Source organism: Pseudoalteromonas luteoviolacea (assembly GCF_001750165.1).
Lineage (GTDB): Bacteria > Pseudomonadota > Gammaproteobacteria > Enterobacterales > Alteromonadaceae > Pseudoalteromonas > Pseudoalteromonas luteoviolacea_G.
Genome location: NZ_CP015412.1, coordinates 1138621 through 1154136 on the forward strand (window position 1 = coordinate 1138621; position 15516 = coordinate 1154136).

Annotated in this window: 15 protein-coding genes; 7 read left to right on the top strand and 8 right to left on the bottom strand. The window is 40.6% G+C overall.

Annotated features, from left to right (window positions below):
- Positions 1–148: 148 nt before the first annotated feature.
- A complete protein-coding gene (locus S4054249_RS25040) occupies positions 149–838 on the bottom strand; it encodes a hypothetical protein (protein ID WP_046358473.1) in 690 nt (229 codons plus the stop codon).
- Positions 839–956: 118 nt separating this feature from the next.
- Positions 957–1583, bottom strand: a complete 627-nt coding sequence (locus S4054249_RS25045) for a hypothetical protein (protein ID WP_046358665.1) — start codon at positions 1581–1583, stop codon at positions 957–959.
- Between the two features lie 285 nt (positions 1584–1868).
- Here S4054249_RS25045 and S4054249_RS26255 point away from each other — a divergent pair, with 285 nt between their 5' ends.
- The gene (locus S4054249_RS26255; protein WP_230851950.1) at positions 1869–2078 is read left to right on the top strand and encodes a phage integrase N-terminal SAM-like domain-containing protein; all 210 of its coding nucleotides are present in this window, start codon (positions 1869–1871) and stop codon (positions 2076–2078) included.
- A gap of 311 nt (positions 2079–2389) precedes the next feature.
- On the opposite strand, the gene S4054249_RS25050 is transcribed toward S4054249_RS26255, so the two are convergent.
- From S4054249_RS25050 to S4054249_RS25065, 4 genes are all read right to left on the bottom strand, one after another.
- Positions 2390–3091 (bottom strand): hypothetical protein, encoded by a 702-nt coding sequence (locus tag S4054249_RS25050; RefSeq protein ID WP_046357332.1) that lies wholly within the window; start codon positions 3089–3091, stop codon positions 2390–2392.
- Between the two features lie 147 nt (positions 3092–3238).
- The gene (locus S4054249_RS25055) at positions 3239–6337 is read right to left on the bottom strand and encodes an efflux RND transporter permease subunit (RefSeq protein WP_046357333.1); all 3099 of its coding nucleotides are present in this window, start codon (positions 6335–6337) and stop codon (positions 3239–3241) included.
- Positions 6337–7449: an efflux RND transporter periplasmic adaptor subunit gene (locus S4054249_RS25060; RefSeq protein ID WP_046357334.1), complete on the bottom strand. Its 1113-nt coding sequence runs from the start codon at positions 7447–7449 to the stop codon at positions 6337–6339. Before S4054249_RS25060 ends, S4054249_RS25055 begins: the two co-directional genes overlap by 1 nt.
- An 18-nt stretch (positions 7450–7467) precedes the next feature.
- Positions 7468–8193, bottom strand: a complete 726-nt coding sequence (locus S4054249_RS25065) for a TetR/AcrR family transcriptional regulator (RefSeq protein WP_046357335.1) — start codon at positions 8191–8193, stop codon at positions 7468–7470.
- A gap of 223 nt (positions 8194–8416) precedes the next feature.
- Between S4054249_RS25065 and S4054249_RS26770 the strand changes: the two genes are divergently transcribed.
- From S4054249_RS26770 to S4054249_RS25085, 5 genes are all read left to right on the top strand, one after another.
- Positions 8417–8560, top strand: coding sequence for a hypothetical protein (locus S4054249_RS26770; protein ID WP_155401402.1), 144 nt, complete (start codon positions 8417–8419; stop codon positions 8558–8560).
- A gap of 262 nt (positions 8561–8822) precedes the next feature.
- Positions 8823–9617 (top strand): siderophore-interacting protein, encoded by a 795-nt coding sequence (locus tag S4054249_RS25070; protein ID WP_046357336.1) that lies wholly within the window; start codon positions 8823–8825, stop codon positions 9615–9617.
- 1008 nt (positions 9618–10625) lie between these two features.
- Positions 10626–10952, top strand: a complete 327-nt coding sequence (locus S4054249_RS25075) for a hypothetical protein (RefSeq protein ID WP_145925117.1) — start codon at positions 10626–10628, stop codon at positions 10950–10952.
- A 152-nt stretch (positions 10953–11104) separates the two neighbouring features.
- Complete coding sequence (locus tag S4054249_RS25080; RefSeq protein ID WP_145925116.1) at positions 11105–11938, top strand: hypothetical protein; 834 nt, start codon at positions 11105–11107, stop codon at positions 11936–11938.
- 248 nt (positions 11939–12186) lie between these two features.
- Complete coding sequence (locus S4054249_RS25085) at positions 12187–13041, top strand: trypsin-like serine protease (protein ID WP_046357339.1); 855 nt, start codon at positions 12187–12189, stop codon at positions 13039–13041.
- Positions 13042–13083: 42 nt separating this feature from the next.
- Here S4054249_RS25085 and S4054249_RS25090 read toward each other — a convergent pair whose 3' ends face one another.
- Both S4054249_RS25090 and S4054249_RS25095 read right to left on the bottom strand, forming a co-directional pair.
- A complete protein-coding gene (locus S4054249_RS25090) occupies positions 13084–13542 on the bottom strand; it encodes a hypothetical protein (RefSeq protein WP_046357340.1) in 459 nt (152 codons plus the stop codon).
- Between the two features lie 249 nt (positions 13543–13791).
- Positions 13792–14550, bottom strand: a complete 759-nt coding sequence (locus S4054249_RS25095; RefSeq protein WP_046357341.1) for an HAD-IIB family hydrolase — start codon at positions 14548–14550, stop codon at positions 13792–13794.
- Between the two features lie 147 nt (positions 14551–14697).
- On the opposite strand from S4054249_RS25095, the gene S4054249_RS25100 reads away from it, so the two are divergent.
- Entirely contained in the window at positions 14698–15501 is an 804-nt protein-coding gene (locus S4054249_RS25100; RefSeq protein ID WP_046357342.1) for an AraC family transcriptional regulator, read from the top strand.
- Positions 15502–15516 lie beyond the last annotated feature (15 nt).

Sequence of the window (15516 nt, forward strand, 5' to 3'; positions counted from 1 at the left end):
CCTGGTTTATGTATACATGTCCAAAATAAGCATACTGTAGCGATCAATAATGTGACACAAAACTTCATAGGCACTTAACGCCGCGTTAAGTGGTGAGCAACGCAGAGCACCACACCTAAGTCATTGTGCCGTAGACACTAAAGCTGAATCAAACCGAAAATGCCAAGCGTTGGGAATCCGTCTTAAACGCCTTGTTATGCATAATTTCACGCACTGCATCTGCTAGACCGTAGACCAGCAATGAATCTTGAACTCTCGCCGCTGGGTGGGCGAACATGATTACCGCCTTGCCTTCAGAATTTAAAAACCACTTAACCCCCCTACTTGTTTCGTATACTTCCGTTTTATCGAGGTCTAAAGCCCAGCGAAACTCCCACCCTGTGCCACAGCACACCGTTATATCAGGGCTATATAATGAGTATTGCTTATGTATATACTCTTTATCCTCTGTTACAACTTCGTTGAAACTTGCTTTTATAGTTGTATGCCCGCCCGGTGATTTTTTGAGATTCATAGCACAAATTGATTTCAAGGTATCTTTCCGATCCTCTTCGGTAATATCAGCCAGTTCAGACCAGCTTACATCTTGATCAAATATTGAAATGCACTTAACCCACCGCGAAATATTATTCCATGTGTGTGAACGCGCACCGTCTCGAACAAACTGCCTTAGGTCCCAACCACCGCCACCTTCGTCATTGACTTCTTTAAGCACAAAACAGAGCTTTAGTGGAGAACTGATATAGTGTTCTTCAGATACGACGCCATCTACAACAAAGCCTTCTCGTTTGCCGATCCAACTGTCGAATAATTTTGTTTCATATTCGTAAATGCTCATAGTTCTCCATTATGCATAACGCCGCAAATAAACGGCTAAAAATAGTTGGCTATAATTTGTGAGGCACGAACAAAGCCAACTGTTTTTTGTCCGCATTTTTTAATTTGCCTTGTTATGTTTACATTACCACAATAGGTATATCCCAATTTGTATTAGAGTTACCACCTATGGCTATATATTTAGCATTGTCAACGATGCTTTTCCCTATTTGCGAAAATTCGATGTTGGGGTATTTATTAATTATAATTCCCGTATCGATTTTAAACTGGTCTGAATAATTGACCTTAACTCCAGTAACAGTCAAGCCAAAACTATCTGTTTGGATAAAGTCGAAATTTCCAATATAGGTAGCCTTACCAGCTATGATTTCGAATTCAATTGACATGGGCAACGCTGGCTTAATAAAGGCATAACCACTCGCAACTCCCCAACGCCATACTTTATACTTTCCAGCAGGTAATTCGACAGCAAATACTTCCCCTTTACGATCTAAATGTGAAAAATCGCCCTCAGGAAAAATGGGCAATAAAGCTGTACCTGCACCAAATTCAATGTATCCTTTGTTCTCATTATCAATACCTTGAAAGTAAACTGAATATCCAGAGTAGCTACCTTGTACACTAATTGAAGAAATTAGCACTCCCTTTCCTGACTGAGAGTTTAAAGAATAATTACCTTTGATATTTGTTGAAGCACAACCCGTTAAAACAAGTACGGTTAAAATTAAAATAAATATATTTTTCATATACTCTTATTCTTCTGTAAACATAACATTTTTATCTACGACAAATGTCGCATAACAACAGCGTAATGCCTGCCGCATAACAACAGCTTTTCAAATACGCACTTTAATACCCCCAACCATAACAATAAGTTAAGCAGATGTCATCAAGTTAGAAAGGGTTAAAGTACGTCACTTGTCGTATAACAGTGATAGGTGACAAATACCAAACAACTGTATTTATACACATACTAACAAATCAAAATAGAACAGGTTATAAAGTCGCCCTTGTCCATAATTCAGGCCCGTATGTATACACAGAGATATGCCAAAAGTACTATTTCATGTAATCTCTATTGGATAACTGCCTCTATTCGATTTCATAATTTATTGCACCCAAAAACACTTGGTGACGAGGCGGTAGAACAGTTTTTGAGTCACTTAGCTAACCAACAAAACGTGGCTGCAAAAGAACAAGTTTGGGGCAGACATACATTCTTTGCTTTGGAACAGACATAAATTAATTGCTTAAATTCGGTTGTGTAAGATTTATTTTTATGTTTTTTAATTTAGCACCTTAGTATTGGAACATGGTCCATTATTAAAGTGTCCGGCTCGATTAAACGGGTTCATTAAAGGATAAAGCACCTATGCCGGGCAGAAGTTTTGCGTTTGGTTTTAGAGGCCATTTCTGATTTTTTTGTCACTGTAGTCAAAGGGGCTTAGGCCCCTTTTTCATGTCTGAATGATGAGTTCGTCTTAATGAGTGTATCTGACTGAGGACATTAACCTAAAGCATCTTGCGGTTGCGCCCAAAGTTGACAGGGGGTTTATTCTTCACCGCTTTTTAAAAACTGAATCTCAGGACTTTCAAGCGAAAATACTCGGCCATCGTCGAGTGTCATTTCAATGTAAAAACTCATCGGATAGCCTGCATCTGGTGCCGTGTTTAAAATTAAGTCTGTACTAAAGCCAAGTGATTTTAAAGGCTCGCCATCGGCTGTTTCAATGTACTCATTTACTGCTGTGTAGATACGTTTATCGTCTTTGTAGACATAGTATTGATTTGGAAAGCTGGCAAAAGACACGGAAAAGAATGGGTTTAAGTTGCTGCCTGCTGGGGCTGTTTCATTAAAATCATAAGGGGAAGTGATCACGATGGACTGGATGTTTTCTTTGGTTGTCTCAGGTACTGGTGACAGCGCATAGGCTTTACTGATGAGTGAGAGCGGCATTAAATTAAATAGAGATGCCTTGAGCGTAACTATGTCTGTGGCGGTATCTAATCCAAAAATTAAGTGATTGTATTTAATCGGTGTATTTTCTTGATAAGAGTCGCCGCGATTAATGTCTTCTTTTGAAAGTGTGGAGTTTAGTTCGCGATTAAATAAATGCAGTTCTACACCTGTAACGATTTTTTCGGTTTGGGACTCGCTTGGTGGTTGAGGAGTTGTCGGCCCACTTGAGTCTGAGCCGCAGCCAAATAAAGTTGTCACCAAAACAAATAATCCCGCTGAGCCTAAATAGCGCATAGTAAATCCTTTCATATTAATTTTACGCGACGAAGTATGGACCAAAATAGGAACGATCATTGTTATTTATTGTTACCGAGGAAGTTTGGGAGAGCTGTTAGGCTGCGTGGATAGGTTTAGGTGCTCAGCGATGAGCACCTGTTTGCTTTAAATTTCAGTGGCAAACTGTGTTTCGTTTAGTGCTTTTTCAGACTCAACTTCTCCTCGGTGGTCAGAAGCCAGCTTTTCATAAAGCAGCGGCAAGACAATCAGCGTGAAGAACGTCCCGATCAGCATACCTGCAACCAGAATAATACCAATGCTGTTTCTTGCTTCTGCACCAGCGCCTGTAACAAGGACTAGCGGGAAGTGACCCAGCACGGTTGCGCCCGTTGTCATTAAGATAGGACGAAGGCGGGTTGCCGCAGCACCTTTGACAGCCTCAAATTTATTTTTACCTTCAAGTTGTAAATGGTTGGCAAATTCCACAATTAAAATCCCATTTTTGGCGATAAGGCCAATCAAGGTAATAAGGCCGATTTGGCTGTAAATATTCACCGTGGTAAGTGATAAAAACGGTAACATCAGTGCGCCAGATAATGCCAAAGGCGCGCACCCAAGTAGCACAACAAGAGGATCTCTAAAGCTATTAAACTGAATCGCTAATAAGAAATACACCACAATCATAGCGACCAAGAGTACCCCAACCATGGTATTACCCTCTTTACGAAGCTGCCTTGACTCGCCCGCATAATCAATTGAGTAATGTGCAGGCAAGATTTCTTTGGCAATGTCTTCAATACTGCTTAGCCCTTGCTCCTTGGTGATGTGTGGCAGCACGCCCGCTAAGATCCTGAACGAGTCTTGTTGGTTAAATGAACCCAAAACACGCGGACTGGTGAAGGTACGCAAAGTGGCAAAGGCAGAGACTGGAATGAGCGTGCCTTGGTCATTTCTAACTTGCATATCCAGAATATTTTCAGGATTGTAACGCTCATCATCATCCACAATTGGGATCACGCGGTAAGCTTTACCCTCTTTGTTGAAGTAGTTCACAAAGTTGTTGGACATCAATACACTCAGCTGGTTATTTACATCCGCGAGATCCAGACCTAGATCAGCAACCAGTAAGCGGTCTATTTCTAGCTCTGCCTGTGGCAAGTCAATTTTAAGGTCGGTATTCACAAACATAAATTGGCCGCTGGCGTTGGCCTTAGCAATGATTTGGTCTGCGTATTGCTTCATCGTTTGTGCATCATCACTGGATCTCAGCACCACTTCGACATCAAACTGGCCTGCGGTTGGCAAAGAAGCCGGCAGGATAGGGAATAAGCTTAACCCTGTGACACTTCCTAGACGACCGTACAAATCAAACAATAAGTCATGTACTGAGTTTTCGCGTTCTTCATATGGGGCAAGTTCTACGCCACCAAAACCCGCAGCTGCTGTGACAATTTGCCAAGTAAATTGACCGCCTTCTGTTGCGTTCATCACGCGTGCTGTTTCATTCATTTTCTCTGCGGTGTAGACCTGTGAAGACTCAGGCGGCGCTTCTATCACCACTTGCACACTGCTCTGATCTTCAATCGGCGCAAGTTCTTTTTGCGATAACAAGTAAAACGGCACTGACAGGAGTGAGAACACGATGGCGACAAAAAATATTTGTGTGCGCCACTGGAACAAGGTGTCTAAGCTCTTGAAATAGAATGCTTGGAGTCTATCAAAATAGCCATTCACAGCTTGAGTCAACTTGCCTTCTTTGCCGCCTTCTGGGCTAACATAGGCACTCATGATGGGCGAGAGGGTTACGGCGACCAGTCCTGAAATTAAGACTGCAATGGCCAAAGTAAAGGCAAATTCACGGAACAAGAAGCCCGTTAAGCCCGTTAAAAAGCCAATCGGTGCATACACGGCTGCAAGGGTTAAGGTCATCGCAATGACGGGCACAAGGAGCTGTCTTGAGCTGATCAGCGCCGCTTGCAATCTGGGCTTGCCTTCTCGCATGTGGCGGGCAACATTTTCAACGACCACGATGGCATCATCGACGACCAAACCAACCGAGAGCACGATGGCCAAAATCGTGAGTAGATTTAACGAGAATCCCATGACTGAGATCACGGCAATCGCACCTAAAATAGAGATTGGAATGGTGATAAGTGGCACCATGGCGGTTCTGAATGAGCCCATCATGGCAACGACAACGATACCGACCAGCAGTACAGTCTCAGCAAGGGTGGTAAAGATCTCCTTGATTGAATCACGCATGTAGAGTGTACCGTCGTAGCCAATCGAGATTTTCATGCCATCAGGTAAAATCTGGTTGATTTCGGCCAACTTTGCATAGAGCGCATCACCGATATTTATCTCATTGGCACCAGGTAGCGCCCAAACTGCTAAGAATACCGTATCGTGATAATCTAAACGGGCGGTCACCATACCGGGGGCTTCGCCAATTTCAATATCGGCAATGTCGCCCAGTTTTAACTGTGCAGTGTCTGTCTCTTTTACAACCAGCTGCTCAAAGTCAGCAACGCTTTTTAGACTGGTGTTGGCCATTAAGTCGATGCGTTGACGATTATTTTCGGTGTAACCAATAGTCGCAATGGTATTGTTTGCTTGCAGTGCAGCAAACACATCACTGGCGCTGAGGTTATAAATGGCCAGTTTATCTGTGTCTAGCCAAACACGCATTGCTGGGTTTCTACCGCCCTCTAGAGTGACTTTTTGTACCCCAGGAATATCTGACATAGACGGCACGACATTTCTGACCAGATAATCACTGACTTCGTTTCTTGGTAAGCCTTGCGATTCAACGTCGAGATAAAATACCGCGTAGGGGCTATCAGCTCGTACGATTTGAATGGCTGGGTCTTCCGCGCCAGTTGGCAGCTCAAACTTAATTTGGTTAAGTCGTGTAGTCAGCTCTGCAAGGGCATCGGTTGTACTGTGATTCAAATCAAGCCAAGCGGTTACTTTGCTCAGCCCTGATGTGGTGACTGAGTCAACATAGTCGACGCCAGGTACCGTCGATGCCACACGTTCTATAGGCTCGGTAACATAGCCTTTGACAACATCGGCCGCTGCACCTGTGTAGACGGTATTGATGACGAGCGAGGCACTTTCAATTTTTGGATATTGCTGAACGGAGATCTGCCGAGCGGCATTCACACCCGCTAAAATAATCAATAAGGACAGCACAATTGCCAACACCGGACGGTTGACAAAAATATCCATGATTGACGGTTTGTTTTCGTGTAATGAGCTCATTACTGCACTCCGTTTTCACTTTGCGTTGACGCCGTTTGCTCGGTAAAAACCAATAAGTTTTCTCTGAGTTTAAATGCCCCTTCGCTGGCAATAAATTCACCGCCAGTGAGCCCTGATAAGACAATTTGATTGTCTTGAACTTTGTCACCTAACGTCACTTTAATGGGAGTTGCACGCCAGTTTTGCTCATCGTCTTTTTCTAACTTGTATACAAACTCACCAAAGTGACTACGTGTAATTGCATTGGTGGGGACCATCACGGCGTTCACGGTTGTTGAAGGAATTTTCACCATGGCCATTTGGTTGTGATTAAATAACTTGTCTTTATTGGAGAGCAATGCACGATAGCTTTGCTGGCGTGAGTTCAAATCGATACTTGGCTTCTTTGCGATGATCTGTGCTTTATAGTCGCTTTGAACATTTTGGCTGTTATTTGAAAATGAGATGCTGACTTCACTGCCAATACTTGGCTGAGACAAGGTTTGTGGCACATGAAAATCGACCCAAATAGCGTTATCGTTGCCTACCATGGTGGTAATTTGGCTATTCACATCTAAAAATTGGCCAATTTGATATTGATCGAACCCCGTCTGTCCAGCGAAGGGTGCACGAATGGTTTTTTTAGCGATCAGGGCTTGTAGGTTTTGTACTTCTGCTTCACCAATGCTGACGTCTGCTTCTGCCTTATCAACCTCATCAGGGCTAATTCTTTTTTGTTGAAGTAATTTGACCACACGAGCATAGGTCGATTTAGCCAGTTTAACACGTGCTTTTGCCGCTTTTAGATTGGCTTCATCGATACTGGTATCGAGCTTAAGTAGGATTTGGTCGGAGGTAACTGTGTCACCGGGATTAAACCCCACATAGGTGATCTGTCCAGAGTACTCATTACTAATGGTCATATTTTGGCGAGCCTGTAACTGACCGACCACATTGATATATGTAGTATGTTCAACAGCTTGGGCATACGTACTTTTGACAGAGGCTGATGGTTCAGGGAAAGATTCACCGAACGCAATCATTGCCTGTATTTGGCTAAATTTAATAAAACCTAGACTGGCTATCACAACAAGGACAATAAAAATAGCTGCGAGCCAACGTTTAATATTCATAATAACTCCGATGTGTGATTAGCGCAGGTTAAGCGCAATGAGTTGTTGCTCGATTTTTTTGAGCGACGCGTTATTCAGCGGTTGCTTCCATGGGTAACTATTAAGTAGACGCACTGAACTTCTGATAATTGGGTGGTTAAGTGGTAATGGTGCAAGCAATGAATCAGTTCCTTCTATGATTTGTTTTGTTTGTTGTACACGCTGCACTTGCTCGTAGCCGACAGTAAGCGCCCAGCCACTGATAATGATCTCTTCTATAACCTCAGCCAAGTTTGGCACAGCTTCGAGCTCGCCTGCATTAATACCTTCGGCGAGTGCTACTTTAAAAGATGATTCGCATCTAGACTGCGCTTCAATGATTTTACTGGTCCAGTAATTAGACCCTTTTTTAATAACAGCTTCATTGGTGGCATAGGTTTGTAATGCGTAATCAAACTCGAATAGTTGAAGTTTTTCAGGTGAGATTAGGCTAATAGCGATGATTTTTTCAGGCGCAGTGAGTTCAAGGGTCAGCACTTGGTTAAATACATTGGAGAGGTGAATAAAAGACTCGTTGGCAAGGGCCAATACGATATCTTCTTTACTTTGTACGAATTTATAGACAGACCCCATCGAAAGTCCGGCAATACGCGCAATTTTTGCCATGGTGAAGTCAGTAATTGATGATTCGTTGATACATTGCTCGGCGGCTGAAAGGATCATCTTTTGCTGAGTTTGTTGGTCATATTTTGGCGCTGGTGCCATACAAGTACCTCTAGATTAGCAGTTTTGATTTTTATTCGAATGACATTCGAATGTGGTTATTCTATGCTTATAATCTACTTTGTCAATCTAGGTTTTTATAAATATTTTTATCTAACTGTTTTACTGGGAATAAAAAATCATAATTTTAAGCTATGTACTTGATGATCTTTTTGAGAACGTTTAGTTTGAGGATGGTTTTTATGAAATAAAGGAGAAATGCAAAATGAACTTGAAGAAAAAAAACCTCAAACAGCTAAGTGAAGATACGCACTTAAACCTTAAGCTAGCCGACTTGGTTGCTGGTGGTGCTAAGCCGCCAATTCGGCTGATGTGTACGACAACTTTAGATACAGAAATGAAGCGTTAATTGATGCTTTAAGTGCGGTATAAAATCGCCTTTATCAGACGGTTATGTCAGATAACGTTATTCCAAAGCATGCTTTTGAGCAAGTAACTTGGCTAAGTATGCTTTTAAGGCCTAACCGCTTTTTATCATCCTCTTCACCCAACAACATAATTCATACGTATTTGCCAGCCGTGCCTGGTGCCTTGAGCGACTTTATCACTACTTTGATTAAATATTTCAAACTGCCAATCGTATTAATAACAAAGAACAAAAGAGTTTAGGTATGGCTGTAGGTAATTATCGAAAAACACAGGTCTTAAAAAGCGAATATTTAACACCAAATATGAAGCGCATTGTTGTAACAGGAGCGGATTTAGCCAGTTTTCCAGAGGGGTTTGAAGCTGGATATGTAAAATTACTTTTTACTAAACAAGGCAGAGTGTTACGCGAAGATGAAGCCTTTGCGCAATTGGCAAATAACAACATCATGATGCGAACTTATACAGTACGCGCATTTGATAAGCAGGCTCAGCAATTGACGATAGACTTTGCACTGCATGAAAAAGAAGGCGCAATTGCACCTGCCTCTGACTGGGCTAAGGCGGCTCAGTTTGGTGATGAGATTATTGTTGGCGGGCCCGGTAAAACAATAGGTGTTGATCACAGTGCTGACTGGTTTTTATTGGTAGGAGATATGACCGCTCTGCCAGCCATCAGCTGTTATTTAGAGGACTTACCTGAGTGTGCTCATGGGTATGCGGTTATTGAAGTGACAAGCCCAGAAGATATTCAAGATTTAAATAAGCCCAGTGGCATTGAGGTTATCTGGCAGGTTAATACCACACCAGGTAAAAATAGTTCGTTGTTCGATGCCGTTAAAGACATTGACTGGCAGCAAGGTGGTGTATATGTGTGGTGTGCATGTGAATTCGACATGATGAAGACCCTTCGCCGTTGGTTTAAAAAGGAAAAAGGGCTTGAAAAAGAGCAAATGTACGTCAGCAGCTACTGGAAATTAGATTGCACTGAAGAAGAACATAAAGCCGAAAAATTATCTGATTCAAACCTGCCAAATTGACCACAATATGCTTTATTTTTGCGGGTCCATCTTTGTCATTGCTGATTTTAAAATGCGTCATTGTTTGTATGGACCCAGTTGAGACTGTCTAAACAGTACTCACTAAACTTTGTTGATAAATTAAGTCCCATCAGAAAATTTCAATTTATTCAATTGCATAGATTCATGCAGCGCTTAGTAAACAGGTTGCATATGATGTTGATTCACTAAATCGCCAAGTTGTTAAGTAGGTTGATGGACAGAAAACCGTCAGCACCGTTTCATGACCGATCAACTTGATCCTCCAAGACTTGTTGTTCGTTCCGCCAGCGGCGAAATCGCACAGCAACTTTGTAGAGACACCTTTGGTTGTAAATTTGGCGAATGTTTTTTCAAGTGAGTTGTTGTTTAGTTGAGTTTAAAAACTAAAGTTGTATGGGCTTTCCACTATGATGGAACGTTTGTTTATTTAAAGCATATCTAATGTTATCAATAATATAGAATTAAGCCCGGCGAATTTAATATACTTGCTTAGCTGATTTTACCTCAAGGCCATCAAATTAGCTCAAACAGGATTTTGAAAGTAAACCGTTTTTATATAGATTAATTTTTATGATTTAGGCTTTAGTATTAAAGTTGATGAACTAAAACGATGTAAGATTTTTTAGAAAAACTTGAAGGGTGATTGTAAAATATAAACTCAATATGGATAATGTAACATGCATGCGAATAGTATGAAGGTTTAACCTCTTTTGGGTGCTGTGTTTAGATTATTGATTTTAACCTTTTGGCTCTCTTATCGGTCAATGCTGAGTGTTGCGTTTTATTTTTTAGCTAGGACTTGATATTTGTTCTATTGTTGAACGTTCTACGCCATTGAAAAATAGGCTTTTGAATAATTCAGTGTGTGAATTTACTAATATTTTTATAAATTCATAAATTCATAAATTCATAATTTCTAATTTTATTATTCATTTAATCTGATGGTTTTTTGACTGGGTTTGTTTTTTTATATATGTTGGTCAATGAATGTTTAAGAAGAAAGAGGTAAGGATGCGAGTAATAATTTTTCTATCATTGATTTCAGCTAGTTTCTTATCAAGTGCTAGTGATATTTATTTTCGAGGCAGTAAGTGTAAAGCAGATAATAATGTCAAAGATGTTTATTTTCGTGACACCACAATATTTGATCAAAAGTTCCCAAAACATGAGGCGCTTGCTAGTTTAAAGCAGACACTACTAACAAAAGCTTATGACCAAATTTCAAGTGGCAAAAGTTATGTGATTCAGTCACTCAGGTTTAAGCAAGATGAAGAAAAATTGAGAGTGGGAAAATCACTAGAAGTGCTCAATTAACAGGTTTTTTGCATCTGTCTGCTGTTACAGATTGTGAACATGGTCAAGTGATTAACAAAAATGAATATAATAAGCTTGGATTTGTTTATAATTATTCAAACATAGCACTCGAAAAACGACAAGTGAGTACGGCGGTCTTAGACCAGCAAATAATGTCTACTATGCTAAATGAAAATAGTATTTATGGACTTGGTCTAGGGGAGTCTTATGATAATGCACTTAAAGTAATTGGTCGGTTTAGCTTCGATTGGCAAGTTAATGATATTTGGCGACTAGTAACCGTAGGGCGTAATACCGCCTTATTTTTCAAACAAGACATTTTAGTTGGGGCTCAGTATCACAGGCAATTGCTACCGAAGGTATGGAGTAACCTGATAGAATTGGCTGCATCAAAACCGTCTCTCAAGGTTGATGGAAATAGTCTTAACATAGTGAATCAAGCTATTTCCGCTTCTCACTTAGCCGTTTTAGAGCAGCAGTATAGTATGCTTGACTATGACACCTATAGAATTTCTGAAGATGAATCGGAACTGAGGATAGCTGGGTTAGTCATAGGCAAACTACCGACACAAGCAGATCTTATTGCTTCTTTACCATGCTACGATGAATATACGCCAGTTCAAGACTTTATAAATGAGTACAGCGATGGTTTACCTAAGCTCTATGGGCAAACTGGTAAAACAGGGTTTTTAACTGGGTGTGGTCAAATTATTCAGGTTAGGAATGATAATCGTTTCATATCACTGGTTTTAACTGAACAAGCTAACTTTACAAATGCATATTTAATTCACTCTCATAAATTTTCAGATCTATTTTCAGGTTGGGCTTTTTATGGTGTTGGTTATTTAGAACAAGTTAAACCTAACAATGGTTTTAAAATAATTAACGCTAAAGACGGAATATATGAAGTTCAAGCTGGTAAGTGGTTTGGGCACTTTACTACTGATGAAGGGCTCGCATACGAAGGTACTTTTCATTTCCAATAATGGAAACAAAGGCATGTTAAATTAAACATAAAAAATAAGTTGTATTCGATCTTGGTTATAGAACTATCTCTATTTATGACCTATATCGAATATGCTTATATGTAAAATAATAAATGCGGATCTATAAGCTGGTTGTGTTTGTTTTATAAATAATTGGCTTTATTTTTAATGCTTTTTATATTTAATTAGCTTTGGGTAGAGTAAGCGTTTTCTACAAATAGCTTGTAGTGTGATTGTAGAGGGGGTTTGTGAAGTATATTTCATTGTTTTTATTATGTCTTTCTTTTAATAGCTATGCAATTATTATTCGGCATGACGTTGATGAACAGCGCTATTTAACAAAGCCGTCTAAATTCCCAGCTTTGGTCACATTCTATATTGATGGCGCACATGGCACATTGATTAGGCCAAACTGGATTCTCACCGCGGCACATACGACCTTTTGTTTACAGGCTGGTACTAAAGTTAAAACCACTCGGGGCAGCGCGGTTGTTAAGCGTTTACATGTACACCCTTCACATACCCCAGGCGTGAGTCACGATATCGCATTAATTGAGCTTGCTGAGCCTATTTTGCATGTAATATCTGCAAAGTTATACAAAGAAAAGAATGAAGCAGGACAAACAATCTGGTTTATCGGCATTGGTGGAACGGGCAATGGCTTAACCGGGATCACGATTGATAACTATGAAAACAAAGGGGTATTGAGAAAAGCCCAGAACCGAGTTGAACATGCAGAAGGGCCAATTTTAAAATTCAAATTTGATAAAGGAGAAAAAGCATTGCCTTTAGAAGGGATCTCCGGCGGTGGTGACAGCGGTGGTCCTGCATATTTAAAGCAGGGAAATGATTATTACGTCATTGGCTTAAGCTCGCGCTATGGCGGTGGGCCTTTCGAAAAATATAACAGTATAGAGGTCTATTCTCGTGTTTCTTATTTTCTGCCATGGATAAATGGGGTAATGACTGATCCTGAAAACTCAGTGAAATCAGGTAAGAGCCTCAATAAGTTGAGGTATCTTCCCGGTGGTTTAAAACCATCTGATTTACCGAGCCTGTGTAAAGACATACTTTTTAGTGAAAAAGAGTTACGAGCGATTTAACCTTGTACCAAGATGCTGGCCTGCATTTGCAGGCCAACACAATTACATGAGTTTCTGCAGGTTCATTTGTGGATGATTTTGCATTACTTTGTTGAGCGTGTCTTGTTGGCTATCATCAATTTCAACATGTAAAACTAGCGGGTGGTGCTCCCCTTGTGTTGAATCCTTACACATCATGTAATATCTGATTAAATCTGTACCAATCATACCGCTCACCCAAAGACTGAACATCCCTAAGATAACCGTGCCTATTATCGCGGCTGTCGGTGGGATCAGCACCCATGTGACAGCACAATATGCCGTGGTGATGATAGTAAACAGAACCACCAACTCTGATTTCATAAGTTGGACTAAATGATTTGTTAAGCAATCATGCAGAGGGTGGGATTTGTCGTCGCAAATTGCACTGACATCTTCATTATCAACATGCAGAGCTTCTAGCTCGTCTTGGGTATCACGAAATGCTTCGTAGTCGTGCCCTTTAATAACATAGTGGCTCATACAACCTCCTATCTAGGTTTCTTGGTGATACGTGTGTATTACGAGATAGGTTTACTTTTGTATCATTATTAAGCGTTAGCTTTTGCTTTTTCGCTTTGCTTTGGATTTTTTGATACTGCAGGAGAACTATATATGAATTTATAGATGAATATTTTTTTATGTAATGCTTAGAGATATGCATGGCATTAACGCCATGCTTATTATTTGATGTTAGGAGAGTGCGCAATATCACTCCCTCGTCATTACATGTTAAGTAGATAGCTTAACTAACTTGGCTATTTCACTAAGTTGCGATATCAATGTCTCTTGGCTAACTATATTGCATGTTCGCTTTAAGGTAATTAAATCGCCAACAACAAAAGCAGCTTTGGCCGCTTCTAACATTGCAATATCATTTTGATCATTCCCCATGCAGATAGTCTTGTTCATATCTAAACCCATCCGCAATAACGCATTGAGCTTATTGCTATTTTTTGGGACTACATCAAAGCTATTGTAGCCGTTATGATGGTAAACATCGAAATCATCCAATACTGTCTTGAGAAACGCTTTGACCTCTTCATGTCGGTGTTCTTCAAGTACCAATAGTTTAACAATTGGTTGTAGTCTGAGAGCTTGGTTACAAGCAGGTTCTCGGCCTAATTTCTTAACTTCTTGGTGAAAGTGATGAGAGGTGTGTGAAATGGCGTACTCTTCAATGCCATCATAAAGGTAGGCAATTTCCTCCTTGTCTAGCCACTCCAGAACCTGAATAATTTGTGGCCTACTAAAGTGTAACGCATCAGTCACTGCTTTGTTTTTACTGATCATTGCACCATTACAACCAATGATGTTGTGGTCCCAAAAGTATTCAGCAAGGACAGGAAGCGTATCTCTGAGAGGCCGCGCTGTTGCGAAGTAAATTGTTGCGCCTTGTTGTTCAATCGTTTGAATTGCGTTTGATACTGCTTCTTGCATAGGTTGGCCTTGAAAAATTAATGTACCATCAAGGTCGAATACAACATTCATTACTTTACATCCCATTATTTAAGTTGCGTTTACTTTGCCAAAAATGCACACTTCAGTTTTAGCTATTAGCTCAATTTTTTAAGGTTTAAGGTCATAAATAAAATAAAACCGGTTCCGATTCGTTTCAGTGTCAATGAGTCTGTGAGCGTGAAGCATATTAAACAAAGCCCATTGTTGTTCGAGTGGCATCAGCATGATTGCTATGAGCTGATACTCACTTTAGGCGCCACAGGCAAGCGGTTTATTGCTGATGACGTTCACGCTTTTGAAGATGTTGATCTCGCCTTGCTTCTGCCTGGTGAACCTCATACATGGGATAACAAAGATCAGCAAGCACCGGTTGGTGATGTTGTAGTTGTGCTTTGGCCGAAAGCGTTATTCGCGGTAAATATTAATGAATTTGAAGCGCTCCAAACTTGGTTGGAAGGGCTTGAATATGGCTGTGTTTTTTCTCGAGAGAGTGCGTTAAAAGTGAAGGAATTACTGCTAGAGATGGGGGATGCCAACGCGCTTAAAAAACTGACATTGCTTAGTGAAGTATTGTCATTATTGATGCGAGCGCAAATTGAGAAAGAGATACCTTTTAATGCATCAAGCAGGCATGTGACCAGAGTTACGACGGTTTTGGAAGTTTTGAACAAGGATGTAACTCGTTTTCCTAGTTTATCAGAAGCGGCCGTTCTGGCTAATTTAAGTATTTCGACACTTAAAAGAGTATTCAAAGATAGCTTGGGGGTGAGCTATTCACAATATTGCGAGCAATTGCGACTAAAGCGAGCAAGGCATTTGCTTGCTACGACTTCACTGCCTATCAGTGTGGTCGCACAGCAATGTGGTTTTAACAGTAGTGCGTACTTTAATCAGTTTTACAAAAAGCATGAAAACATGACGCCAAGTCGCTTTCGCATGCAGTTTGCTTGGCGAAAGCGAGTTATGGGTGTAAAAAAATAAGCTTAAATGCATATC

Coding starts and splice junctions, on each gene's coding strand:
- S4054249_RS25095 (WP_046357341.1), bottom strand. CDS start 14,550: ATGAATGTTGTATTCGACCTTGATGGTACATTAATTTTTCAAGGCCAA.
- S4054249_RS25090 (WP_046357340.1), bottom strand. CDS start 13,542: ATGAGCCACTATGTTATTAAAGGGCACGACTACGAAGCATTTCGTGAT.
- S4054249_RS25050 (WP_046357332.1), bottom strand. CDS start 3,091: ATGCGCTATTTAGGCTCAGCGGGATTATTTGTTTTGGTGACAACTTTA.
- S4054249_RS26255 (WP_230851950.1), top strand. CDS start 1,869: ATGTATACACAGAGATATGCCAAAAGTACTATTTCATGTAATCTCTAT.
- S4054249_RS25070 (WP_046357336.1), top strand. CDS start 8,823: ATGGCTGTAGGTAATTATCGAAAAACACAGGTCTTAAAAAGCGAATAT.
- S4054249_RS26770 (WP_155401402.1), top strand. CDS start 8,417: ATGAACTTGAAGAAAAAAAACCTCAAACAGCTAAGTGAAGATACGCAC.
- S4054249_RS25040 (WP_046358473.1), bottom strand. CDS start 838: ATGAGCATTTACGAATATGAAACAAAATTATTCGACAGTTGGATCGGC.
- S4054249_RS25065 (WP_046357335.1), bottom strand. CDS start 8,193: ATGGCACCAGCGCCAAAATATGACCAACAAACTCAGCAAAAGATGATC.
- S4054249_RS25080 (WP_145925116.1), top strand. CDS start 11,105: ATGTCTACTATGCTAAATGAAAATAGTATTTATGGACTTGGTCTAGGG.
- S4054249_RS25060 (WP_046357334.1), bottom strand. CDS start 7,449: ATGAATATTAAACGTTGGCTCGCAGCTATTTTTATTGTCCTTGTTGTG.
- S4054249_RS25055 (WP_046357333.1), bottom strand. CDS start 6,337: ATGAGCTCATTACACGAAAACAAACCGTCAATCATGGATATTTTTGTC.
- S4054249_RS25045 (WP_046358665.1), bottom strand. CDS start 1,583: ATGAAAAATATATTTATTTTAATTTTAACCGTACTTGTTTTAACGGGT.
- S4054249_RS25075 (WP_145925117.1), top strand. CDS start 10,626: ATGTTTAAGAAGAAAGAGGTAAGGATGCGAGTAATAATTTTTCTATCA.